A 23,893-nucleotide genomic window follows, 5' to 3' on the forward strand; every position below is an offset into this window, starting at 1 on the left:
CAGTATAGCATCCGGCGCACCGACTGTCAACGCTTTCCTTGACAGATTCGCCGGATGGGGATACAATAGAGACAACACCGCACAGAGCACGCCTGGAAAAAAAGAGAGGAACGAACTGTAATGGACTTGAAATCCTTCAGCGCACTGGAGTGGGCGCATAAATTTATCCGGGAGCATGTGAAGCCCGGGGATCTGTGTATTGACGCCACCGCCGGCAGGGGACATGACACCGCCCTGCTGTGCGGCTTGGTGGGGGAGACGGGGCATGTGACCGCCTTTGACATTCAGTCGGACGCCATCGCCAGTACCAATGCCCGGCTGGCGGAGCTGGGGTACACAGACCGTGCCACGGTGATCCAGGGGAGTCATAGCACCATGGGGGAGTATGCCCAGCCCGGAACCATTTCCTGCATCACCTTTAATTTTGGCTGGCTGCCGGGTGGGGATCACAACATTTTTACCCATGCAGATACCAGCATCGCCGCCATCGGGCAGGGACTGGAGCTGCTGCGGGAGGACGGGATCATGAGCCTTTGCATCTATTACGGCAGGGAGACCGGCTTCGCAGAGCGGGACGCTCTGCTGGCGTATCTGCGCACCATTGACAGCAAACAGTACACCGTTATGATCTGTGAATTTGCCAACCGGAGCAACTGTCCTCCCATCCCGGTGCTGATCTGGAAGGGAAAATGAGTTTTGAGGCTGCCGTCCAATAACTTCCGTGTAGCATTCTCCGGGTTTTTGCATACACTATCAACAGCGGCGGACCCTTTCAGCAAAAGACAGTGGCGGCTTGTCCGGCAGGCTGCTCTCGGGATGCTGTTTTCGTTGGCTGTCTGCCGGAATGCCGCTTGAGATAGAGGTTACCCGGGGAACCACAAAATGCGCACATGATCTTGCTGTCATGTGCGCATTTGCTTTGACAGCACTATACAAGCCTGTCTTAATACTTATGTTTTTGCTGTTCCAGCTTTGCATATTTCTCTTTTGTTGCCAATCCGCCCCGGATGTGTCGTTCCTGTTTGTTAAGCTCCAGTACTTCTTTCACAAGCGGGTAAAGCTGGGGCTGAATTTTCGGAAGACGCTCGCTGACATCTTTATGAACAGTTGATTTTGAAATTCCGAATTGCTTTGCAGCGGCCCGCACAGTGGCCTTGTGTTCCAGGATGTACTCGCCCAGGATAATTGCCCGGTCGTTCGGCTGTCCCTTCATGACCTCACTCCCATCGTGCTATGGTCTGATGGCTCACGCCCGCTTTGCGTCAGCATCCGTTTGATATATATGCACGGGAAGGGTGCGGTATTACGGCAGCATTGACGGGTCAGAAAAAGTGTGCTATGATGATACCGGAAGGGAGGAGGAGTATGGAACGGAAACGGAATCAGTTTGATTTGCCCGGGATCTATTATTTCCAGGCAGGCAATACCTATACCGGCAGCAAGGGGAAGCTGCGGTTCCGCATCGATGTGGACGGCCAGATTCACGTTGCCTGCTGGCGCACGCCCCTGTGCTTTGAGCTTTCGGAAATGGAGGGCAGGGCGGAATTTCCTCTGACGGAGGAGGGCTACGACGGGCTGATCGCCTGGCTGGATGCAGAATACGCCGCTACATAATACGAAAAGCACCGCTTCGGATCATGCTTCCGGAGCGGTGTTTTCTGTTTGTCTGTGTATGCCGCATTCCGGCAGCTCATCCGGCAGGATCAGTCCTAGCTGGGCATACAGCTGTTCCACATCCTGTATCCGGAATCCCAGCAGGGGATGTCCGTGGGGGATGCTGCCGTAAAAATACAGGTGCAGGTCGCATTTGCGGTACCAGCGCTGGAAAGGGGATACCCGGATCTGGATCTTGGCAAGGGCGCCCCGGTCTGCCAGCAGGGTGTGGAACCGGAATCCCCGGCAGTAACGGACGCAGAGCAGATTGCCCTGTACGGTGATGCCGGTGGTGCGCCAGGCTACGGTTTTGACCACCAGCATCCACAGCATGGGGATCTCCAGCATGAGCATGCCGAAGGAAATGAAATCCGAAAACTGGGGCAGCAGGTTTTGCAGCAGCCGGGAGACGATGGGAATCACTGCGGCGGCAATGCCCGGGGCGTACAGATAGGTCATCATGCCGTTGTTCGGGGCACGAAACTGATTCTTTTTCGGGAACGCCTGGGGGTAAAAGGAGCTGACTGCCTCCTGGATCTTCTGACGAGGAATCATGGGCACCATGACCGGCAGCTCCCGCCGGGCGTTGCCGTAGCCGGAGCAGTTCAGCTGCACGCTGGTCATCCGGCACACCTTCATAAACAGATTCTGCCGCAGATCGATGTAATTGATCCGGTCGCTCTGGATAATATACCGGCGTCGGGTCAGCAGACCGGAGCGGATCCGCAGCTGGTGTTCGTCCTGTTCATAGCGAAAGCCGATGTACCGCAGCATATTGACCAGGAACGACAGCAGCCAGGCTGACAGCAGCACAATGGCGGCACCCACCGCAATGGGGGGGATCTTGCTGGCGATCCGGGAGATCTGTGCCATGTGGGCGGTGATCTCCTCTGCCATTTCTCCTGCCATTTCCGTCAATCGCCGGGTCAGGCTTTCCTGGAGCATGGTATCCACCATTTTGCCGAATTGAAAGAAGAAGGTGGACAGATACAGCGCCCCGGACAGGCTACTGGAGAAAATAAAGGAGAAAAATACGATGGACAGCCAGTGGGGGCGATAGATCCGTGTTTTGCTGCTGCGGAGCCGGATGGGAAGCCGCTGCTTGATGCGCCGGTAATCGGAGCGCCGTACCAGAATGGAAATATCCATGGTTTTCAGTGCGCCGGCACGGGTGTCCAGCTGCACCCGGACAGCAAACAGCGGCCGCAGCCACCATGGGTGCTCTGCGGTAATTACCGACAGATTGTCATAGGGGATCACCACCTCCCGGCGGATCAGTATGCCGCTGGAATACACAAAGCAGTTCCGTTCTGCCCGGAATTGGATAAAGTGCCATCGCAGATAGCCGATGCCCAGGATCACCAGCACCACCAGCAGGTCGAACCAGGCGCCCTGGAGCCAGTGGTAAAAGGCGTACACATCCAGCTGGATGGAGCGGATGCCGCGCAGCAGGGGGAACACCAGCAGCCAGATATTCTTGCCGGCGTATTTGAGGATATTGATCGGATGCTCCCGGTACAAGCCGTCACCCCCTTGGGGGCTGCAACGCCGTACGCAGCTGCTCATAATCCCGCTTGCTCAGAAAGAGCAGCAGCATGGAGCCGCCGAATGCGCTCAGCAGAATGAAATTCAGCCCGGTGATCTTGGAAAAGGGTGTGGAAATGGAGGTGGTATACTGGATCGCACTGCGGCGCAGGGTCTGTGTCCGCACAAAGAAGCAGCCGCTGTGCTTGACCACCTGTTCCGGGGAAACGTAGTAGCAGGTATGCCGGAAGTACAGGGGCAGGTAGACCATGGCAGCAAACAGTCCGGCTACCGTTACGGTGACGATCACCACCCACAGCACAATCGGCAGGGCGGACAGGTAGGGGGCAACCGGAATGAAATAATACGCCAGTGCATCCAGCAGGGCGGTGACCAGCAGCAGCACCAGCCGGATCAGATTGATACAGGTTTTGTCCGCAAAGTACCGCCGCATGCATACCCCTCCCTTCGTTCTGTTTCCTCTCTGCGCCGCATATGCTTTCTGCGCAGACTTCTCTATTATCATTATAGCACATTCTTCTGTCGAAATTCAAGAGCCGAGACGCTGCTGTGGAGGGTACTATGCTGGAAACCGTCAATGCATTCATCTGGGGCAATCTGCTGCTGAGCCTGCTGCTGGGCACCGGGCTGTATTACACAGTCCGTATGCGCGGCTTTCAGCTCCGGGGCATGGGAAGGGTACTGCGCTGTACCTTTTCCGGCTGCCGGAGCCGGACGGCAGGCAGCGGCAGGATTTCTCAGCTGCAAACCATGTCCGCTGCCCTTGCCGCCACCATGGGTACCGGAAACATTGTGGGAGTGGCAACGGCGCTCACTCTGGGGGGACCAGGGGCGATTTTCTGGATGTGGATCTCCGCCATTCTGGGCATGCTGCTGGTGTATGCGGAAAATATGCTGGGAGCATTGTTCCGGTACCGGTGTGAGGACGGCAGTTGGTGCGGCGGTGCCCTTGCCTATCTGGAGCGGGGCATGCGCAGCCGTCCCCTTGCCCTTGCCTTTGCCGGATGCTGTGTGCTGGCGTCCCTGGGTATGGGCAATCTGGCACAGGTCAACTCCCTTGCCTGTGCTGCCTGGGATGGGTTCGGAGTGCCGCCGGTGGTATGTGGTCTGGTAACTGCCGCTTTGGCGGGGATCATAATTCTGGGTGGCGTTGACCGCATCGGCAAAGCAGCCCAGAGCCTGATCCTGCCCCTGTCCGGGCTGTATCTGCTTTGTGGCGTGGTCTTTCTGATCCTGCGCCGGGATGCACTGGGGGAGGCCTTCAGCAGCATTTTCCGGGGTGCCTTCGGGCTGACCGCAGTGGGGAGCGGCATCAGCGGAGCCGCTGTGCGCCGGTGCATCAACATTGGTCTGCGCCGGGGGGTATTTTCCAATGAAGCCGGTTTGGGAAGCGCCTCCCTGCTGCATGCGGCAGGGGAAGCGGAGGATCCCTGCGTCCAGGGTATGTGCGGCATCTTTGAGGTGTTTGCGGATACCATCCTGTGCTGCACCATGACCGCCCTGGTGATCCTGTGCAGCGGCGTGACGGATCCGACTCTGGAGGGGGCTGCTCTGGTGATGGCTGCATTTTCCGCCAGGTTCGGCGCATTCGGCAGGATCTTCATTACCCTGTCTGTGATGCTGTTTGCCTTTGCCACCCTCATTGGCTGGAGTGTATGCGGGGAATCCGCCGCCCGGTATCTGTCCCCCCGATGGGGCAGCTGTGTGTACCGGATCTGTTTCCTGTTTGCCTGTATGATCGGGGCGGTGCAGGATCTGACCCTGGTGTGGCAGCTGTCGGATCTGTTCAACGGGCTGATGGCGTTTCCGAATCTGATCGGACTGATCGGGCTGCGGCGGCATGTGCATCCGCCTGCATAAGCCCGGGTGGGGTGGTACATACTTTCCTTGACTGACCAATGGAAAGGGAGTATGGAACATGAACGCTGTGATTTTTTGTGACGGGGGCTGCGGCTGGCTGGCACCTCTGAGCCGACTGCCCAAGGCATTGCTGCCTCTGTGCGGCAGACCCCTGCTTGCGTATCTGCTGGATCTGCTGGCGGACAGCGGCTGTGTGGAACAGACCCTTCTTGTGGAGGATGGCAGGGAGCTTTCCTGCCAGTTCGGGAGCCTGTACCGGGGCATGCCCCTTGCCTATGCCCATGAAGCGCCGGATCATACCGGTACGGATACCCTGGTGATCCCGGAGCCGGTGCTGGCGGATTTTGATCTGTGTGCCGCCCTGTCCGTGCATCAGAACCATGGGGGCATGACCGCCCTGTGCATTGCTGTGACCGAGCCGGAGTTGTACCCTATGCTGGAAAACGGCCAGGCGTTTACCGGCTGCTGCATCCTTTCTGCCGGGATGCCCCTGCGCCAGGATCTGTATGTCCTGGCACGGCAGGAACAGGCACAGCTGTATCCGGACGCAGGCACATGGCATCGGATCGGCAGCGTCCGGGAATACCTTCGTGCCCAGCGTGCCGTACTCCGCAGCGGACTCAAAACAGCCGGCATCCGGACGTCACAGGGCTGCATTACCCCGGACGGACAGCCGGACAACCGGCTGGAGCAGCCCTGCTGCACCGGTGCCGGACTGAAAATCGGAGGGGACAGTCGGATCCGGAGCTGTATCCTGGGCAGGCAGGTGTCCATTGGCAGCGGCGTGGAGCTGACGGACTGCGTGGTGGGGGACGGTGCATACATCGGGGACAATGTGGTGTGCCGGGAGGCGTGGATCGGCGCCGGCGCCATGCTGATGCAGGGCAGCTGTATGGAACCCGGCAGTGCATTGGGGGAGAATTCCCGGCTTGGGGAGGCGTCCGTCCTGCGGCAGGGCGTGCAGGTGTACACCGATAAGCGGGTGCCGCCCCGGACGGATGCGGCAGAGGATGTGCGAAGCAGTCTGCCGGTGCCCCTGGAGCTGGACAGCGGCTGCCTGTGCGGAGAGCAGACGGCTCTGGGCATGCTGCGGCTGGGGGAGGGACTTGCTGCCTGCGGAGATACGGCTGTGGGCTGTGCAGAGGATCCGGACAGCCGGGTGCTGCTGCATACCCTGTGTGCGGGGATCGCATTGGCAGGGGGCGGCTGTCTGCGGCTGGAGGATTGTACCCTGCCCCAATTGCAGGCGGCATCTGTGATGGGCGACTGTGACCTGCTGTTGTATGCGGACGCCGGAGCCAAGGACTGTCTGACTCTTTACGGCAAAGGGGGACTGCCTCTGACCCGGCAGCAGGAGCAGCAGATCGGAGGGGCGCTGTCGATGCCATCCGGGTTGGGATTCCGGAAGCACCGCAGCGGTATGATTGCGGAGGGAAGCGGCTTTGCCGCCCTGTATACCCGGCAGCTGGCTCTGCGGAGCAGATCCGACTGCGGCAGGCGCATTGAGATCAGTGCCGGTGCGCCGGGACTGGGCAGGCTGGCGGAGACATTGTTCGGAGGCACCGGTGCGCCCCTGGTGTTCCAGCTGTCCGATGGAGGGCGGCGGCTGACAGTGTACGGGGAGGATACCGGCTTTGTGCATTATGAGCAGCTGCTCCTGCTGTGCTGCATGCTCCGGGGGCGGAAGGGGGAGGACGCAGCCCTGCCGGATTGGTTCCCGGCGGCAGGGGACAGGCTGATGGAAACTTACGGCAGGCGGATTCTTCGTTACGGCAGGGAGGAGGATTCCCGGGCACGGGCGTTGGCACTGGCACAGCGGTTTTCCCTGGATGGACTGGAGCTTGGCATGGAACTGACGGAGCTTCTGGCGGAAACCGGGGAGAGCCTGTCCGCCCTGCTGGCACAGCTGCCGCCCCTGTATACTACCCGGCGGCTGATGGAGGCAGGGGACAGCGCTCGTCAGCTGCTGCAGCGTGTCTGTGGGGATCCCCGGGGCGGCGTGCTGCAGGAGAACGCCCAGGGGGCAGTCCGGGTGCTGCCGGAAGGGCGGGAGAGTCTGCTGTTGTATGCGGCATCCTCTGACATGGAAACTGCACAGGAGCTATGCGGACAGGCAGAGGCGTTTCTGAGGGGATACTGCTGAATCTCCCGAAAACCCACAGATCTTTGTGCATTGTCTGAAAAAATGCCCTTGACATTTTGTGCGATTTGGCGTATAATTAGCCTGTCTAATTATACGCTTGGGCAGGATGCCCGGCGATGCATTCTGGAATCAAAGGCGAGAACGCCTATCAAGAACCTGTCTGTTTCTGGCAGGTTCATACATACATACCCGGACAATGACGCAGCATTGACTATGCAGCGGCGGGAGGATGTGGAACTCCCGTCGCTTTGATGTTTTGACGATTGCGGCTGATTCAACGAAATCGAAGGAGTAATACATGCAGACCGCCCTGCCGGAGCCATGGAGGGCTGCTCTGCCGGACAGCGCCGCCCCGTTTTGTGCGGAGATGTTCCCTTGTACCATCTTTCTGCGTGTTGTGCCGGGAACAACAGGAAGGCAGTACTGCATAGGAACTGTGCGGTGCAGCCGGAAAGAGAGGTTAAATGTGAACAATGAAAATCAGAAGCGCTTTGTACGTCCGAAGCGTGAAAGCGGAGCAGTGCCTCAGCAGGGACAGAACGGGCAGAAGCAGGGAGGCAGAAAGCCGGCAGGCCGGAACCCCCAGAAGCTGGGCGTAAAGCCCCCGAAGGCAAATAAGCCCCAGCAGGAGCAGCTGCTGCCGGTGCAGCAGGCTGCCCACAAGTCAAAGAACCAGAAAAAGCCGAAGGAACTGCGGAAGACCCCTGTACGGATCATTCCTCTGGGCGGTCTGAACGAGATCGGCAAGAACCTGACCGTGGTGGAGTGCGCCAACGACATGTTCCTGATCGACTGCGGCCTTGCGTTCCCGGATTCGGATATGCTGGGCGTGGATATCGTCATCCCGGACTTTACCTACCTGGAGCGGAATGTTGACAAGCTCCGGGGCGTGGTGCTGACCCATGGTCATGAGGATCACATCGGCGGACTTGCATACCTGCTCAAGAAGATCAACATTCCCGTATACGGCACCCAGCTGACCCTGGCGCTGGTGGAGGGAAAGCTCCGGGAGCACCGGCTCCTGGGCAAGGTGAAGCTGAACGTGGTAAAGCCCCGGCAGACTGTGAAATTCGGCTGCATGGCAGTGGAGTTCATCCGGGTGAACCACAGCATCCCGGACGCAGTGGGCATGGCGATCCATACCCCTGCCGGCGTGATCGTACACACCGGCGACTTCAAGGTGGACTATACCCCCATCAACGGAGAGATCATTGACCTGGCACGGTTTGCGGAGCTGGGCAGCAAGGGCGTACTGGCGCTGCTGTCCGATTCCACCAATGCAGAGCGGCCGGGCTTTACCCCTTCGGAGCGGACGGTGGGTGAATCCTTTGAAAAGCTCTTTGCCAAGGCAGAGGGCAAGCGGATCATCATCGCCACCTTCTCCTCCAACATTCACCGGGTGCAGCAGATCATCGACTGCGCCGCCCGGTACGGCAGAAAGGTTGCCATCTTTGGCAGAAGTATGGTGAACGTTATGACCGTTGCCATTGAGCTGGGGTATCTGACCGTGCCCAAGGGTATCATCATCGACATCGATATGATGAACCGGTACGAAAGCGAGCGGATCGTGCTCATCACCACCGGCAGCCAGGGGGAACCCATGTCCGCCCTGACCCGGATGGCCATGAACGATCACAAGAAGGTGACCATCACCCCCCAGGACTTCATCATCATTTCCGCCACCCCCATTCCCGGCAATGAAAAGACCGTGACCAAGGTGGTCAATGAGCTGATGAAATGTGGGGCTGAAGTGGTCTACGAGCGCATGTACGAGGTGCATGTGTCCGGACACGCCTGCCAGGAGGAAACCAAGCTGATCCTGGCGCTGACCAAACCTAAGTTCTATATGCCGGTGCACGGGGAATACAAGCACTTCAAGAAGCAGAAGCAGCTGGCGATGGATATGGGCATTCCCAAGGAAAATATCATCATCGGGGACATCGGTAACGTGATCGAGACCGATGGCGTGGATATGAAGATCGTGTCCCAGGTGCCTGCGGGCAGAGTCATGGTGGACGGTCTTGGCGTGGGGGACGTTGGCTCCATCGTGCTGCGTGACAGAAAGCATCTGGCAGAGGATGGTCTGATCATTGTAACAGTGGTCATCGACAAGTCCATCGGAGAAGTGGTGGCAGGGCCGGATATGATCTCCCGGGGCTTTGTGTATGTGCGGGAGTCCGAACAGCTGATGGATGAGGCACGGAACCTGTTGAGTCACACCCTGGCAAGCTGCACGCCCCAGGATTTCCGGGAGTGGAACTCCATGAAGACCAAGCTGCGGGATGCGCTGTCCGACTTTATTTTCTCCAAGACCAAGCGCAGTCCGATGATCCTGCCGATCATTTCAGAGATTCACTGATGCATCCGGGCATGATCCGGCATGCAGCAAAGGAGGCGTGAGAAATGCGGGAAAAGCGACCGGTATGGTTCTGTATAACGGTGGGTCTGCTGTTGTGTTCGGCTGGCTATGCCGCCTATGGGCTGCATGGCTATGATACGGAACGGTTCTGGCTGTCCGTTGTGCTGCTGTTTGTTTCGGCTGTTTTGTTCCTGATTTCTTTTTTCCTGTTTTCCAAGCGGAATATCCGCTTTATTGCCACACTGAACGATGAGCTTGCCGCTGCGGAGCATGAAACTATGTATTCTCTGCCGGTGCCCACCGTCATCCTGGACGACAGCGGTCTGATTCTCTGGTACAACCTGCTGTTCGGCAGGGATATTCTGGAGAATGACGATGTGTTCGGTCTGCGGATCGGGGAGGTGCTGGATCTGGATCTGCCCACCCTGCTGGAAACCGGCAGCGGCAGCGTCCATTACTGCGACAAGCAGTACGAAATCAGTGTGACCACCTGTACCCGGAATGACCGGAATCTGCATCTGTTGTGCTTTACGGATGTGACGGACTATGCCGCACTGCAGGACACCTTCCTCAATACCCGTCCCACCGTCATGCTGCTGGTGATCGATAATTACGAGGACGTGCTGCAAAACGCAAAGGAAAGCGAAAAAGCCACCGTGTTCGTTGCCATCGAGCAGATGCTGGAGCGGTTTATGGCGCCTACCACCGGTGTACTCCGGAAGCTGTCCAGCGACCGGTTTGTGGCAGTGGTGGAGGAACAGCATTTGCAGCAGATGATCCGGGGCAAGTTCCGGATTCTGGACGATGCCCGCACCATTACGGTAGGGGAGCGGTACGCCATTACCCTGTCCATCGGCGTGGGGCATGGGGCGTCCACCCTGGAGGAAAGCGAGGCATTTGCCAAGCAGGCGCTGGATATGGCGCTGGGCAGAGGGGGCGACCAGGTTGCCCTGAAAACTGAGAACGGCTATAAATTCTTCGGGGGCGTGTCCAAGGGCGTGGAGAAAAAATCCCGGGCAAAGACCCGGATCATTGCCAACGCCATGCAGGAGCTGATACATACCTGCGACCGGGTCATGATCATGGGACACCGGTACGGGGATCTGGATTCCATCGGCTCTGCCATTGGTCTGGCTGGTGCCATCCTGCAGAGCGGCAAGCCTGCTCATGTGGTGGTGGATCGGCAGACCACCTTAGCCGGGGTGCTGATCGACCGGATGGAGGCGGAGGATATCCACCTGACCATTGACGTGCCCACAGCGCTGACCCAGATGACCGAGCAGACCCTGCTGATCGTGGTGGATACCCACAGCAAGGATTTTGTGGAAAGCGTGGATCTGTACCAGAATGCCCGGCAGGTGGTGGTCATTGACCATCACCGGAAGATCGTGAACTTTATCGACAATGCGGTGATCTTCTACCACGAGCCTTATGCTTCCTCGGCGGCGGAGCTGGTGACGGAGCTGTTGCAGCATTTCCGGAATACGGAGCATCTGAACCCTGCCTATGCGGATGTGCTGCTGGCGGGGATCATGCTGGACACCAAGAATTTCGTCATGCGCACCGGGGTACGTACCTTTGAAGCGGCTGCGTATCTGCGAAAAATGGGTGCAGACACCATTGCCGTCAGACAGTTTTTCTCCAGTTCCATCGAAACCTATCAGCACCGGGCACACCTGGTGTCCCAGGCGGAACTGTACCACCACTGTGCCATTGCAGTGGCGGATGAGGTTTTCAACGACATCAAGCTGGTGGCACCCCAGGCGGCGGACGAGCTGCTGGGGATTCGCTCCGTGGCAGCGTCCTTTGTGCTGTACAGCCTGAACGGAGAGGTGAACATTTCCGCCCGTTTCATGGGCAGCATGAATGTACAGGTTGTGATGGAAAAGCTGGGGGGCGGCGGGCACCAGACTATGGCTGCCACCCAGATTCCCGATATTACCGTTGCTGAGGCGAAGCAGCAGCTGCTGCAAGTGCTTGCTGAGGAATTTGCCCAGCCGGAGCAAAGCAAGTAGAAAGGAAGATTCAGATGAAGGTTATTTTAACAAAGGATGTAAAGGGAACCGGCAAGGCCGGGGACGTAAAGGAAGTGGCAGACGGCTTTGCAAGAAACTTTCTGATCGGCAAAGGACTTGCCCTGGAGGCAACTGCCAAGAACCTGAGTGATCTTGCCGGGAAGAAGGCAAGCCAGCAGCATAAGATCGACGTGGAAAAGCAGAACGCCCGGGAGATTGCGGAAAAGATCAACGGCAAAACCGTTACTGTCCATGCCAAGGCAGGGGCAAACGGCAAGCTGTTTGGCGCAGTAACCGCAGCCCAGATCGCAGAGCAGATTGCTGCCCAGTATGGCTGCACTGTGGACAAGAAGCGGATCAGCCTCAAGAGCGACATCAAGAACTACGGTGAATACGAGGCGGAGATCCGGCTCTACACCGGCATCGGCGCAAAGGTGACCGTTTCTGTGGTAGAAGCAAACTGACATTGAAAGCAGGGGATTGTCATGAATCAGCTTGAGCAGGGAGGCTTTTCGGAGAAAGAGCTGCCCTACAGCATTGAAGCGGAGCAGTCCATTCTGGGTGCCATTCTGGTCAACAGCGATGTGCTGCCTACGGTGGTGGATCTTATCAGCCCGGAATGCTTTTACAATGAGCAACACCGGCAGCTGTACGGCATCATGCTGCGGCTGTTCACCAGCGGCTCCCAGGCTGACATTGTGGTGGTGCTCAACGAGGCGCTGCAGGCACGGATCTTTGAAAACGCCCAGGAGGGCAGAAAATATCTTGCCGCTCTGGTGGATCAGATGCCATCCGTGTCCAATGTGGCAAGCTACTGCAAAATCGTTGCGGAAAAGTATTACATCCGTTCTCTCGCCTATGTGGCACGGGAGGTGCTGGATCGGGTGGCGGATGGCGGCGATGATGCCCAGACCCTGCTGGACTGGTCGGAGCAGAAGATCTTCGATATCCGACAGGGCAAGGATGTACGGGGTCTGATCCCCATCAGCGAGGTTATCGTGGAGGCATACGACACCATCGGCAAAATGGCAGGGCCGGATCGGGAAAAGTACATTGGCGCCCGTACCGGTTTTTCCATGCTGGACGCCATTACCTCCGGTCTGAACAAATCCGACCTGATTCTGATCGCAGCCCGTCCTGCCATGGGTAAAACCGCCTTTGCGCTGAATATCGCCACCAACGTGGCACGGCATTCCGACAAGGAGGTCGCCATCTTCTCTTTGGAAATGTCCATGGAGCAGCTTGCCACCCGTATGCTTTCTACGGAGGCATTGGTGGATTCCAACAAGCTGCGCAGCGGCAAGATCAGCTCCGACGACTGGGTGCGGCTTGCGTCCAGTGCCAATTATCTGAGCGGCATGGGCATTTACCTGGATGAATGCTCCGGTGTCACCGTGCCTCAGATCAAGGCAAAGCTGCGGCGGATGAAAAACGTGGGACTGGTGGTCATCGACTATTTGCAGCTGATGGATTCCGCCACCAAATCCGACAACCGTGTGCTTGTGATCTCTGAAATCACCCGGCAGTTGAAAATTATGGCAAAGGAACTGGACATTCCGGTGCTGCTGCTGTCCCAGCTGAACCGAGGGGTGGAGAGCCGGCCGGACAAGCGCCCTATGCTGTCCGACCTGCGTGAATCCGGTTCCATCGAGCAGGATGCGGACATTGTCATGTTTCTGTACCGGGACGCTTATTATAATAAGGAAAGTGAGCGCCCCAACATCAGCGAATGCATCGTGGCGAAGAACCGTCACGGAGAAACCGGCACGGTGGAACTGATCTGGGATGGTCAGTACACCCGGTTCTCCAACCCGGAGCGCTGACATGCTGCACTGCATGATGGAAACCATCCATCGGTATGCTATGGTGCAGCCGGGGGATACGGTAACGGTGGCGCTGTCCGGCGGGGCAGACAGTACGGCGCTGCTGCTGGGATTGCTTGCGTTGCGGGAACAGCTTGGCATCAGTCTTCGGGCAGTGCATGTGAATCACCATCTGCGTGGGGCGGAAAGCGACCGGGATGCTGCCTTCTGTGCACAGCTTTGTGAGGAACGGCAGGTGCCCTTTTTCCTTGGCACATGCGATGTGGCGACCTATGCGGCACAGCGGAAGCATACCTCCTGCGAAATGGCGGCACGGGAGCTGCGGTATGCCCAGCTGGAAGCGCTATGCCCTCCCGGCTCCAAAATCGCCACTGCCCACACCGCTTCTGACAATACGGAAACGGTACTGGAGCGGCTCACCCGGGGTACCGGGCTTGCAGGGCTGTGCGGCATTCCTCCCGTCCGGGGCAGGATCATCCGACCGTTGCTGTATGTCACCCGACCACAGATCCTGGGATTTTTGGCACAGCAGCATCAAAGCTATGTGACGGACAGTACCAATGCCCAGGACGCATTTTTCCGGAACCGGCTGCGGCATCATGTGCTGCCGGTGCTGCGGCAGCAGAATCCAGCAGTGGATCGGACGGTGGGCGTCATGACCCGGATTCTGTCGGATGAGCAGCAGTATCTGGAGCAGCAGGCGCAGGATGCCTTTGACCGATGCTTTGACCCGGCGCAGAACAGCCTGTCCGGCCTGCAAAATCTGCATCCTGCCATGGAGCGCCGGGTGCTGGCACTGTTTTTGCAGCGGTGCGGCGTGGAGGTTTCCGCAGTGCGGATCGCCCGGGTGGAGCAGCTGCTGCAAACCGGCGGCAAGCAAAATATTGCTGCCGGGGTTTATCTGACCGCAGATCAGGGTATGCTGAAATGGGAGCATGCACAAGCGCCGTCACCCGCTGTGGGAGAGATGGTTTTACAAATCGGGGAAAACCGGCTGATGCCCGGACGGATCTGCATGGCTCGACTGGAAAAGATAAATCAAGTGACAAGTAATTGCAATGTTCACAGTAAATTCACAAATGCCACTTTGGATTATGATAAAATAAAAGGGACGGCTGTACTGCGCGGCAGAAAGCAGGGGGATTCCATCCGCCTTGCAGGCAGGGATTTTACCAAGTCGGTAAAAAAACTGCTTCAGGAGAAGGTGCCGGTGCAGCAGCGGTCCAAGCTGCATTATCTTCAGGATGATGCGGGGCTGATCTGGATTGAGGGGATCGGAATTTCAGCCCGTGTACAGCCGGATGCCGGCACACAGCAGCTGCTGACGCTGACCGTATCCGATGGCTGAATTTTACTGGACCTTAGGTCCGACAAGGAGTGAATGGATTGACACCTGGAAGAAATAGAGGCGCCCTGGCGTATATCCTGATCGCAGTGATGCTGGTGGTTTCTGTATTCGTGATTATGCCCATGCTGTCCAAGTCCGGCAAGAGCACGAAATATTCCGAGATCATTGCATACTTTGACGATTATCAGGTCACTAGCTATACATTGGATCTTGGCACAGGGGAACTGGAATTTACCGTAAAGGATTCCAAGGACAAGAAGAAGTACACTGTGCCCAACGTGAGCCTGTTTCTGGATGATACGGACAACTACCGGCAGGAATACAACAAGCAGAACCCGGATGCGCCCCTGGAGCAGGATTACTACAAGATCAAGGACAGCTCCTGGTTGTTGACAGTGATCCCCACTGTTGTGATGCTTGGCATGGGTATTTTCCTGATCGTGTTTATGTTCCGGCAGAACGGAGGCGGCAGGTATTCTGCCTTTGGAAAGGCAAATATCAAAGCGCAGTCCCAGCACGGCAAGAAGGCAACCTTTAAGGACGTTGCCGGTGCGGACGAGGAAAAGCACGAGCTGGAGGAAGTGGTGGACTTCCTGAAAAATCCCAAGAAATACACCGAGATCGGTGCCCGGATTCCCAAGGGCGTGTTGCTGCTTGGTCCTCCCGGTACCGGTAAGACTTTGCTTGCCCGGGCAGTTGCCGGGGAGGCGGGCTGTCCCTTCTTCCCGATTTCCGGCTCGGATTTCGTGGAAATGTTCGTGGGCGTGGGTGCATCCCGTGTCCGTGATCTGTTTGAACAGGCAAAGAAGCATTCTCCCTCCATCATTTTCATCGATGAGATCGACGCAGTGGGCAGGCACAGAGGTGCCGGTCTGGGCGGCGGTCATGATGAGCGGGAGCAGACCCTGAACCAGCTGCTGGTGGAGATGGACGGCTTTACCGCCAATGACAGCGTGATCGTCATTGCTGCTACCAACCGCCGGGATATTCTGGATCCGGCGCTGCTGCGTCCCGGTCGGTTTGACCGGCAGATCGTGGTAGGGTATCCGGATGTGAAGGGTCGTGAGGAGATCCTCCGGGTACATGCCAAGAACAAGCCGCTGGGGCCGGATGTGAACCTGAAAACCATTGCCAGAACCACCCAGGGCTTTACCGGTGCGGATCTGGAGAATCTGTTGAATGAGGCAGCATTGCTGGCAGCCCGTGCCAACAGAAAAGCCATCATTGAATCGGATATTGAGGAGGCCTCCTTCAAGGTTATGGCTGGGCCGGAAAAGAAGTCCCGGCTTGTGACCGAAAGCGACAAGAAGATCACCGCATACCATGAGGCTGGGCATGCCATTGCTACCTACAACCTGGAAACCACCGATAAGGTACACCAGGTCAGCGTCATTCAGCGTGGTATGGCAGCCGGTCTTACCTGGACTCGTCCCCAGAGCGACGACAGCCACGTTTCCCGCCGCAAGATGCAGGAGGAGCTGATCGTGTTCCTGGGAGGCCGTGTGGCAGAATCCCTGATGCTGGATGATATCTGCACCGGGGCGTCCAATGACATTGAGCGTGCTACCAAAATGGCACGGGATATGGTGACCAAGTACGGATTCTCCGAAAAGCTGGGGCCGGTGGGCTATGCCTCCGAACAGGATGAGGTATTCCTGGGCAGGGACTACGGTCATACCCATACCTACAGCGAGACTGTGGCGGCGGAAATCGACGAGGAAGTACGCCGGATCATGGAGGATGCTTACGCTAAGTGTGAAAAGATTCTGACCGACCACCGGGATCAGCTGGAATGCCTGGCGCAGTATCTGCTCAAGTATGAGAAGATCGACGGGGATGACTTTGAAAAGCTGATGCATGGCGAGCTGGTCACACCGCCGGATGCGCCGGAGGAGGATAAGCCGGAAACAACTTTTGATCCGACCAACGAGAATCCGACGCCTGAGGCATAAGAAACGAATCACAGGCTATGGAGTGTTCCATAGCCTGTTTTTTGTAAGGAGGAGAACATATGGTACTGGACGTACAGGGACTGTCCAAGCAGTATTCCAAGGTGCTGGCAGCCGACCAGGTGTCGTTTCAGATCGGGGAGGGGGAGATCTTTGCCCTGATCGGCCCCAACGGCGCCGGCAAGACCACCACCATCCGCATGATCGCCACTCTGCTGCAGCCCACCGGCGGTGACGCTGTTGTTGCCGGGCATAGCGTGTGCAGGGAGCCGGCAAAGGTGCGGGAATGCATCACCTATCTGCCGGATGAGGCTGGGGCATACAAAACCATGACCGGCAAGGCGTATCTGAAATTCATGGCAAGCATTTTCACCACCGACCGGAAACAGGCGGATGCCTGCGTACAGCGTGCCATGGCAATGTGCGGTCTGGGGGATCGGCTCAACGAAAAGATCGGTACCTACTCCCGGGGTATGATCCGGAAGCTGCTGCTGTCCCGGGCGGTGATGACCCGTCCCAAGCTGGCAATCCTGGACGAGCCAACCAGCGGTCTGGATGTAATCAACGCTCTGGAGATCCGGAAGATGATCCTGCAGCTTGCCCGGGACGAGGGCATGAGCTTTCTGCTGTCCTCTCACAATATGCTGGAGATCGAGTATGTGTCCGACCGGGTGGGCATTATTTCCGGCGGACATCTGATGGTCACCGGAAAGCCGGAGGAGCTGAAGACCCGGTATGGGGCGTCAAATCTGGAGGAAGTATTTGAAAGGGTGGTGCTGCAGCATGAAGTTCATTAGTCTGTTGAAAAAAGAGCTGCGGGAATTGCTCACCGCTCAGCTTGTGGTCGTGCTGGTGGTCACCGCCGGTATGATGTTTATGATCGGGCAGATTCTCAGCAACGTGGTGCAGGATGCTGCCAAGGAAAGCGGCTCCCTGCATATCTGCGACCAGGACGACACGGAGCTGACCCGGAGTCTCATCCAACAGTTGAAAGCCCTGGGCTATGAGGTGGATACGGTGGAGATCACCGGGGAGGATCGGGCAGCCGCCATGTCCCGGCTGGAGCTTTCCTCCCTGATTATTCTGCCGGAGGGCTTTACGGATGCGTTGCTTCATGGAACCGATCCGGCACAGGTGGAAACCGTCAGCGTGCTGAAGAATGCCTCCATGGTCAGCAGTGCCGGGGATCCGCTTGCCGGGGGGCTTCAGTCCATTCGCACCATTCTCACCCAGGTCTTGATGGAGCAGTCCGGTATGACCCAGGAACAGGCTGCCAAAGCCATGCAGCCCTTTGGAACGAAGGAAATCACGGTGGTGCGTGATAAAAGCGCCCAGATCAACAGTTCCACCCTGGTGGGTTTTTTGTCCATGCAGAACATGCTGATTCCCATTGTGGTGTTCATGCTGGTAATGTACACCTCCCAGATGATCATTGGTGCCATTTCCACCGAGAAAATTGACAAAACCCTGGAAACTCTGCTGTCTGCACCCGTATCCCGTTTGTCGGTGATTCTGGCGAAAATGCTGGCGGCAGCCATTGTAGCACTGCTGAATGCGGTGGTGTACATGCTGGGCTTTACCGGGTACCTGTCCTCCATGCTGTCCCAATCCATCGGGGATACCTCCCTGGGGGAAGTGGTGGGGCAGGCGCAGACCATGGACGATATCATGACCCAGCTTGGGGTCAATATGACCGCAGGCAGCTACCTGCTGGTAGGGCTGCAAATGTTCCTGACCATTCTGGTGACCCTGTCCGTGTCCATCATTCTGGGGGCACTGGTGAACGATGCCAAGTCCGCCCAGTCCGTGCTGATGCCCATTATGGTGCTTGCCATGATTCCCTATCTGATTTCCATGATGACGGATATCCAGTCCCTGTCCCCGGTTGTCCGGACGCTGCTGTACGCCATTCCCTTTACCCATACCTTTTCGGCTATGAGCAACGTCATGTTCGGAAATATGGCCCTGTACTGGATCGGGGCAGGCTATCAGTTAGCAGTGTTCCTGATCTGCATCACCATCGCCCTGCGGCTGTTTACCTCCGACCGGATTTTTACCATGTCCATCAACTTTGGTGCGAAGAAAAAATTCAGCCGCTCCAAGGGGTGATTCCTTCCGGCATCCGTTCTGGGTGCCGGTTTTTGCTTGTCAAACAGCCCGGGCTGTGGTATAATAAAGGCAATGCCGCACATTTTTTGCGGTGTTGCCTAAAAAGAGATTACGGCAATGGAGAGAAAAGCATGCTGGTTAGCTTATCGAATATTCATAAATACTACAACGGCAGGGAGATCCTGCACGGCGTGAACCTGACCATCAACGAAGGGGAGCGTATCGGTCTGGTGGGCGCCAACGGCTGCGGCAAGACCACCTTTCTGCGGATCCTCACCGGAAAGGAGGAGCCGGATCGCTTTGTTGAGGACGATGGGGTGATCTCCCGTGCCTCCAAAACCACGGTGGGTTACCTGGAGCAGATGGGGGGACTGGAGCGCAGCAGTACGGTGTATGCGGAAATGCGCAGCGTCTTTGCGGATGTATTGCAGGCGGCAGACCGGATGCGGGAGCTGGAGGCGCAGATGCACGGCGCTCTGGATGTAGTGTCCGAAGAATACAGCCGGCTTACTGCCTTTTTTGAAAGCCGGGATGGGTATCTGATCGACGTGAAGATCAAGACCGTCCTCAACGGCATGGGCTTCGGGGAGGATACCTATGACCGGGTCATTTCCAGCTTCAGCGGCGGAGAAAAGACCCGGCTTGCCATTGCCAAGCTGCTGCTGGAGGAGCCGAATCTGCTGATTCTGGATGAGCCTACCAACCATCTGGATTTCCAGACGGTGCTGTGGCTGGAGGAGTACCTGAAGGATTACAAGGGATCACTGCTGATCGTATCCCACGACCGGTATTTCCTGGACAAGCTGTGTACCTCCATCTGTGAGATCGAGCGGGGGCATCTGACCCGGTACAAGGGAAATTACACCACCTTTACCCGGCTCAAGGCGGAGGCAGTCGCCCGGCAGTTGAAGGAATACGAAGCCCAGCAGAAGGAAATCGCCAAGCTGGAGGATTATGTTGCCCGGAATATTGTCCGTGCTACCACTGCAAAAAGCGCCCAGAGCCGGGTGAAGGCATTGGAACGGATGGAGCGGATCGAAAAGCCGGTGATGCCCCAGAAGGCGGCAAAGCTCCGGTTTACCTATGAAACCGAGCCGCCCTTTGATCTGCTGCAAGTGCAGAATATTGACGTAACCGTAGGCATCGGAGAACAGAAGCGCACCCTGGTAGATTCTCTGTCCTTTGAGGTGAAGCGAGGGGAGAAGATCGGCATCATCGGGGAGAATGGCATTGGAAAATCCACCCTGTTGAAGGTGTTGCTGGGAAAGCTGCCCCATCGTGGGAATGTACACTGGACCAGCAACGTAAGGCTGTCCTATTTTGAGCAGGAAAGCACTCAACTGAATCCCAACAACACGGTGATCGATGAACTGCACGACCGGTATCCCACCATGACGGATCTGGAGATCCGGAGTCTGCTGGGGCAGGTGCGCATGACCGGGGAGAATGTGTTCAAGCAGATCGGGGTCATCAGCGGCGGCGAGCGTGCTAAGGTGTGCTTTGCCCTGATGATGCTGGAGCATGGCAATGTGTTGATCCTGGACGAGCCAACCAACCATCTGGATCTGACCACAAAAGAAGTGCTGGAGGAGGCGCTGGCGGCATACACCGGCACCATCCTGTTCGTGTCCCATGACCGATACCTTCTGAACCGGATCTCCGACAAGATCCTGGAGATTACCCCCCATCAGGCGGAGCTGTTCCCCGGCAATTTCGACAGCTATCTGGCGGTGCATCAGCAGCGGGAGCTGCTTGCACAGCAGGAGGCGGATGCCCAGAAGCAGCGCCGTGCAGCGGAGGAGGCCAAGGAGCGGGGCACCAAGGTTTACCGCACCAAGGAGCAGCGGAGCCGGGAGGCGCAGCGCCGGAACCGGATCCGAACTCTGGAGCAGGAGATCGATGCGCTGGAGCAGCAGCAACAGCAGCTTCAGGAGCAGATTGGCACAGAGGAGGTCTGTGCGGACTACAAGCGCATGCAGCAGCTTTGCAACCAGATCGAACAGGTCAAGGGACAGATGGAGGAGAAATTTGAGGAATTGATGCTATTGGAGGAGGAAGCATAGGCAATGCTGGCGGCTTTCTCCCGGGTCTGCGTATTTTTTTCAAAAAGTGCTTGACAAACGGCGCACTTTGTGATAAAATAGTATTCGTTGGTTGATTGCATTCGCTGCGGGTGTAGTTCAATGGTAGAATGCCAGCCTTCCAAGCTGGTTACGTGGGTTCGATTCCCATCACCCGCTCCACATGCGCCTTTAACTCAGCTGGATAGAGTAACTGCCTTCTAAGCAGTAAGCCATTGGTTCGAGTCCAATAAGGCGCGCCAATTGATAATAAGGGTGCAAGTCCCTGTTATATAATCCGATGGTGGGTATAGCTTAGTTGGTTAAAGCGTCGGATTGTGGTCCCGAAGACCGTGGGTTCGAATCCCACTACCCACCCCACCAAAAAAGCCTTCCGATTGATTCGGAAGGCTTTTCGTTGTATGCGCACAGGGCGGATCAGTGATCCGTCTGTACCAGCTTGTTGAAGCGCTCCCGCACCCGGGCAAAGCATTCCAGCATTTTGGGAGCGAAGGTGCCGCATTCCCCGTTCATAATCATCTCGTATGCCTTTTCCTTGGAATAGGCGTCCTTATACACTCGCTTGGTGGTCAGAGCATCGAACACATCCGCAATGGCAACGATCTGGGCGCAGAAGGGAATCTGATCTCCCTGGAGTCCCTCCGGATAGCCTTTGCCGTCAAAACGTTCGTGGTGATACCGGGCAATGTTATACCCGTAGTTGTATTCAGCCTTCCGTTCCGCCACAAAGGGGATCTCCTTTGCGATGTCCGACCCGATCAGGGTATGCCGCTTCATGACCTCAAACTCATCCTTGGTGAGCCTGCCAGGCTTCAGCAGGATTCCGTCCGGTACGCCGATCTTCCCCACGTCATGCAGGGCGGAGGCTTCCGTAATGCTCTGGATCTTTTCCGCTGTCAGATGCTGTTCCGGATACAGGTCAATTGCCGCCTGGAGCAGTTCCTTGGTATAATTCTTGATCCGCTTTACATGCTCTCCCGACTCCAGGGAACGGTACTCCACCACGGAACTCATCAATTCAATGGTTTTGCCGTAATAGGTGAACAACTGTTGGGTTTTCTCAAGCGCTCGTTGTTCTGCTTCTACGATTGCCTGACGCAACTCTGCCTGTTGCTGTAGCACTCGCATCTTAGTCTCGTGGATGTCCTTGACAAAGAGAATGTATAATTTTCTTCCGTTCTGCATAAAGCAGCGCATGCTGTAGGAACACCAGTGATATCTGCCGTCCGGGCAATGCCTGCGGTATTCCCGGGTAATGGCTTGCCCCTTGCTCAGCTTCTTGAAGCGATCCGGGTGAAATTCCTCCAGGAAGGCATTCATATCATCCGGGTGGATGCATTCCTTTGCCATCTGGGTCACCACCTCAGAGGATGCTCTGCACCGCTGGGAACGGCGAAGCCCATCGTCCGTCATTTGCAGTTCAAACAAGGAGTTGCACCGGGTGTCATATTCCAGTACCGCATCGTAGGTGTCCGCAATGGCATAGGCAATCACGTCCAGATACCGGTGGGCAAGCTCTGCCAGCTTTTCTTCATGGATATTCCGGAATGCCAGGGTCACCAGCCGCTGTTCCGGTCGGTCGGCAGCGTTGATGGATAAATACATCTCCACCCATTCATACACTCCGCCACATTTGCGCCGAAACTGCACGTTCAAGACCCGGCAATTTCCGCACTGCCGGGAGCAGCGGATCAGTTCCCGCACATTGGTCAGGCGCAGTAGCTTTTCCCGGTCATCCGGATGCACCAGTTCCTCCAGATATTTTCTGGTTGCCAGAATATGATCTCCGTCTGTGGGAATATGGGGCTGTTCCAGTCTGGAATCGTGGAACACCAGCCGATAATGACCGGATGCAGCCTCCAGGTAATACAACGCATAATACTGGGCTGCCAGGTTCAGATTCACCTGGTGGCTGATATTTCCTTCCAGTTGTATGGTTTCGATCTCGTTTCCGATTTCGTGGGCGGTGAGAATGAGGACAGGTACGCCGGCAAGCATTCTGCACTTGCCCCGCAGAGAGAGCCAAAGATAACCGGCGTTTTTCTTCTGCACCCGGAGAACGCAGTGGGCGAATCCTATATCCGTCATGCTGTGCAGGGCTTCTTTTGCCTTTTCCAGATCCTCCGGATGGATAAAGCTGTGTATGGAGGCACTTTCCGACTCCTCTTGTAGTTCTGCCATGGTTCCATAACCCAGCAGCAGGTAGAGAAACTGGTTGATATACAGCAGTCGGTAGGGAGATGCATGTTCAATCACCAGCAGACCGCCACTGAGGTTTTCATCCAGCTTCTCAATCTCTGTGTAAATATCCGGTTGGCTATCCTGCGACAGCAGACAGCCACAGAATCCGGGCATCAACTGAAATGCCCGGATGGTCAGATTGTCGATGGATTGATTTGACAGCTGGATCTGTGTTGAGCCGCCCTCCGTAGCAATTGCCAGCAGTTGTTCTGTATGTTGGAGTATATTGTCCTGGAACAGCACCTGGTATGGAGTGCCCTCCAGGGTGGTGGGATCCGATTTGGTCAGAGCATAGAATGCCTGATTCCCATAAACTGCCTGTAGCTTTTGCGTACCGTTTTCGTTCGTTTCACTGCGAAGCAGCAAAAAAGGTTGGGGGTTCTGTCCATAGCATTGCCAAATCATCTGTATGTCCGGTGCAGTTTGGTTGTTCAGGTTTGACATTCTAATCCCTCCGTTTCTTATTTTAGAAATGTCCGGTTCCGTTTAAATTTTTAAATTTTATTTTTGTCATGCTGTGGAAGCATACCTCTCCCACTTCTGTCTTGTTACTGCAATTATAACACAAGATGCACAAAAAGTAAACATAATTCGTGTTAATTTCGACGTTTTATACAAAGTTCTAAAATACAGTGTATTTTTTTGGACATGTAGCCGAAAAAGGGTACTCTTTTGCGCCTTGACACTTTTCACTGGATGTGTTATACTGGGCTACATTGGATATCTTCAGAAAGGGGAAATCAGATTTGCATTTGTTGATCACGTTG

General features: G+C 56.5%; 17 protein-coding genes and 3 tRNA genes. 16 read left to right on the forward strand and 4 right to left on the reverse strand.

Going from position 1 to position 23,893, the window contains the following annotated elements:
- Positions 1-120: 120 nt before the first annotated feature.
- Positions 121-693, forward strand: a complete 573-nt coding sequence (gene mnmM, locus RUM_RS03695; protein WP_015557867.1) for a tRNA 5-(aminomethyl)-2-thiouridylate-methyltransferase MnmM — start codon at positions 121-123, stop codon at positions 691-693.
- A gap of 250 nt (positions 694-943) precedes the next feature.
- Here the strand turns inward: mnmM and spoIIID are convergent, their stop codons facing one another.
- Positions 944-1,213 (reverse strand): sporulation transcriptional regulator SpoIIID, encoded by a 270-nt coding sequence (spoIIID, locus tag RUM_RS03700; protein ID WP_015557868.1) that lies wholly within the window; start codon positions 1,211-1,213, stop codon positions 944-946.
- A 152-nt stretch (positions 1,214-1,365) separates the two neighbouring features.
- On the opposite strand from spoIIID, the gene RUM_RS03705 reads away from it, so the two are divergent.
- A complete protein-coding gene (locus RUM_RS03705) occupies positions 1,366-1,614 on the forward strand; it encodes a hypothetical protein (protein ID WP_015557869.1) in 249 nt (82 codons plus the stop codon).
- 21 nt (positions 1,615-1,635) lie between these two features.
- Here RUM_RS03705 and RUM_RS03710 read toward each other — a convergent pair whose 3' ends face one another.
- Positions 1,636-3,219: a PH domain-containing protein gene (locus RUM_RS03710; RefSeq protein ID WP_081459966.1), complete on the reverse strand. Its 1,584-nt coding sequence runs from the start codon at positions 3,217-3,219 to the stop codon at positions 1,636-1,638.
- The gene (locus RUM_RS03715; protein ID WP_015557870.1) at positions 3,179-3,631 is read right to left on the reverse strand and encodes a YdbT family protein; all 453 of its coding nucleotides are present in this window, start codon (positions 3,629-3,631) and stop codon (positions 3,179-3,181) included. The genes RUM_RS03710 and RUM_RS03715 overlap by 41 nt, the downstream gene beginning before the upstream one ends.
- A 128-nt stretch (positions 3,632-3,759) precedes the next feature.
- On the opposite strand from RUM_RS03715, the gene RUM_RS03720 reads away from it, so the two are divergent.
- From RUM_RS03720 to RUM_RS03785, 14 genes are all read left to right on the forward strand, one after another.
- Positions 3,760-5,058: an alanine/glycine:cation symporter family protein gene (locus RUM_RS03720; RefSeq protein WP_015557871.1), complete on the forward strand. Its 1,299-nt coding sequence runs from the start codon at positions 3,760-3,762 to the stop codon at positions 5,056-5,058.
- A gap of 58 nt (positions 5,059-5,116) precedes the next feature.
- On the forward strand, positions 5,117-7,201 hold the full coding sequence (locus tag RUM_RS03725) for a nucleoside-diphosphate-sugar pyrophosphorylase (protein ID WP_015557872.1): 2,085 nt from the start codon (positions 5,117-5,119) through the stop codon (positions 7,199-7,201).
- A 298-nt stretch (positions 7,202-7,499) separates the two neighbouring features.
- Complete coding sequence (locus RUM_RS03730) at positions 7,500-9,560, forward strand: ribonuclease J (protein ID WP_015557873.1); 2,061 nt, start codon at positions 7,500-7,502, stop codon at positions 9,558-9,560.
- Positions 9,561-9,604: 44 nt separating this feature from the next.
- The gene (locus RUM_RS03735; protein WP_015557875.1) at positions 9,605-11,575 is read left to right on the forward strand and encodes a DHH family phosphoesterase; all 1,971 of its coding nucleotides are present in this window, start codon (positions 9,605-9,607) and stop codon (positions 11,573-11,575) included.
- 14 nt (positions 11,576-11,589) lie between these two features.
- The gene (gene rplI, locus RUM_RS03740) at positions 11,590-12,039 is read left to right on the forward strand and encodes a 50S ribosomal protein L9 (protein ID WP_015557876.1); all 450 of its coding nucleotides are present in this window, start codon (positions 11,590-11,592) and stop codon (positions 12,037-12,039) included.
- Between the two features lie 21 nt (positions 12,040-12,060).
- Positions 12,061-13,398, forward strand: coding sequence for a replicative DNA helicase (gene dnaB / locus RUM_RS03745; protein WP_015557877.1), 1,338 nt, complete (start codon positions 12,061-12,063; stop codon positions 13,396-13,398).
- A 1-nt stretch (position 13,399) separates the two neighbouring features.
- On the forward strand, positions 13,400-14,746 hold the full coding sequence (gene tilS / locus RUM_RS11975) for a tRNA lysidine(34) synthetase TilS (protein WP_015557878.1): 1,347 nt from the start codon (positions 13,400-13,402) through the stop codon (positions 14,744-14,746).
- A 38-nt stretch (positions 14,747-14,784) separates the two neighbouring features.
- Entirely contained in the window at positions 14,785-16,698 is a 1,914-nt protein-coding gene (ftsH, locus tag RUM_RS03755; RefSeq protein ID WP_329972829.1) for an ATP-dependent zinc metalloprotease FtsH, read from the forward strand.
- 59 nt (positions 16,699-16,757) lie between these two features.
- Positions 16,758-17,492 carry an ABC transporter ATP-binding protein gene (locus tag RUM_RS03760; protein ID WP_015557879.1) on the forward strand — a complete coding sequence of 245 codons (735 nt, stop codon included), beginning with the start codon at positions 16,758-16,760 and terminating at the stop codon, positions 17,490-17,492.
- Complete coding sequence (locus RUM_RS03765; protein ID WP_015557880.1) at positions 17,479-18,804, forward strand: ABC transporter permease; 1,326 nt, start codon at positions 17,479-17,481, stop codon at positions 18,802-18,804. The genes RUM_RS03760 and RUM_RS03765 overlap by 14 nt, the downstream gene beginning before the upstream one ends.
- A gap of 131 nt (positions 18,805-18,935) precedes the next feature.
- Positions 18,936-20,867, forward strand: coding sequence for an ABC transporter ATP-binding protein (locus RUM_RS03770; protein WP_015557881.1), 1,932 nt, complete (start codon positions 18,936-18,938; stop codon positions 20,865-20,867).
- A 106-nt stretch (positions 20,868-20,973) separates the two neighbouring features.
- Positions 20,974-21,047, forward strand: a tRNA-Gly gene (locus RUM_RS03775).
- A gap of 3 nt (positions 21,048-21,050) precedes the next feature.
- A tRNA-Arg gene (locus RUM_RS03780) sits at positions 21,051-21,127 on the forward strand.
- A 41-nt stretch (positions 21,128-21,168) separates the two neighbouring features.
- Positions 21,169-21,245: transfer RNA gene (locus tag RUM_RS03785), tRNA-His, on the forward strand.
- 57 nt (positions 21,246-21,302) lie between these two features.
- On the opposite strand, the gene RUM_RS11980 is transcribed toward RUM_RS03785, so the two are convergent.
- Positions 21,303-23,570, reverse strand: coding sequence for an HD domain-containing phosphohydrolase (locus RUM_RS11980; RefSeq protein WP_015557882.1), 2,268 nt, complete (start codon positions 23,568-23,570; stop codon positions 21,303-21,305).
- Positions 23,571-23,893: the final 323 nt, after the last annotated feature.

This window comes from Ruminococcus champanellensis 18P13 = JCM 17042 (genome assembly GCF_000210095.1).
In the GTDB taxonomy this organism is placed as follows: domain Bacteria; phylum Bacillota; class Clostridia; order Oscillospirales; family Ruminococcaceae; genus Ruminococcus_F; species Ruminococcus_F champanellensis.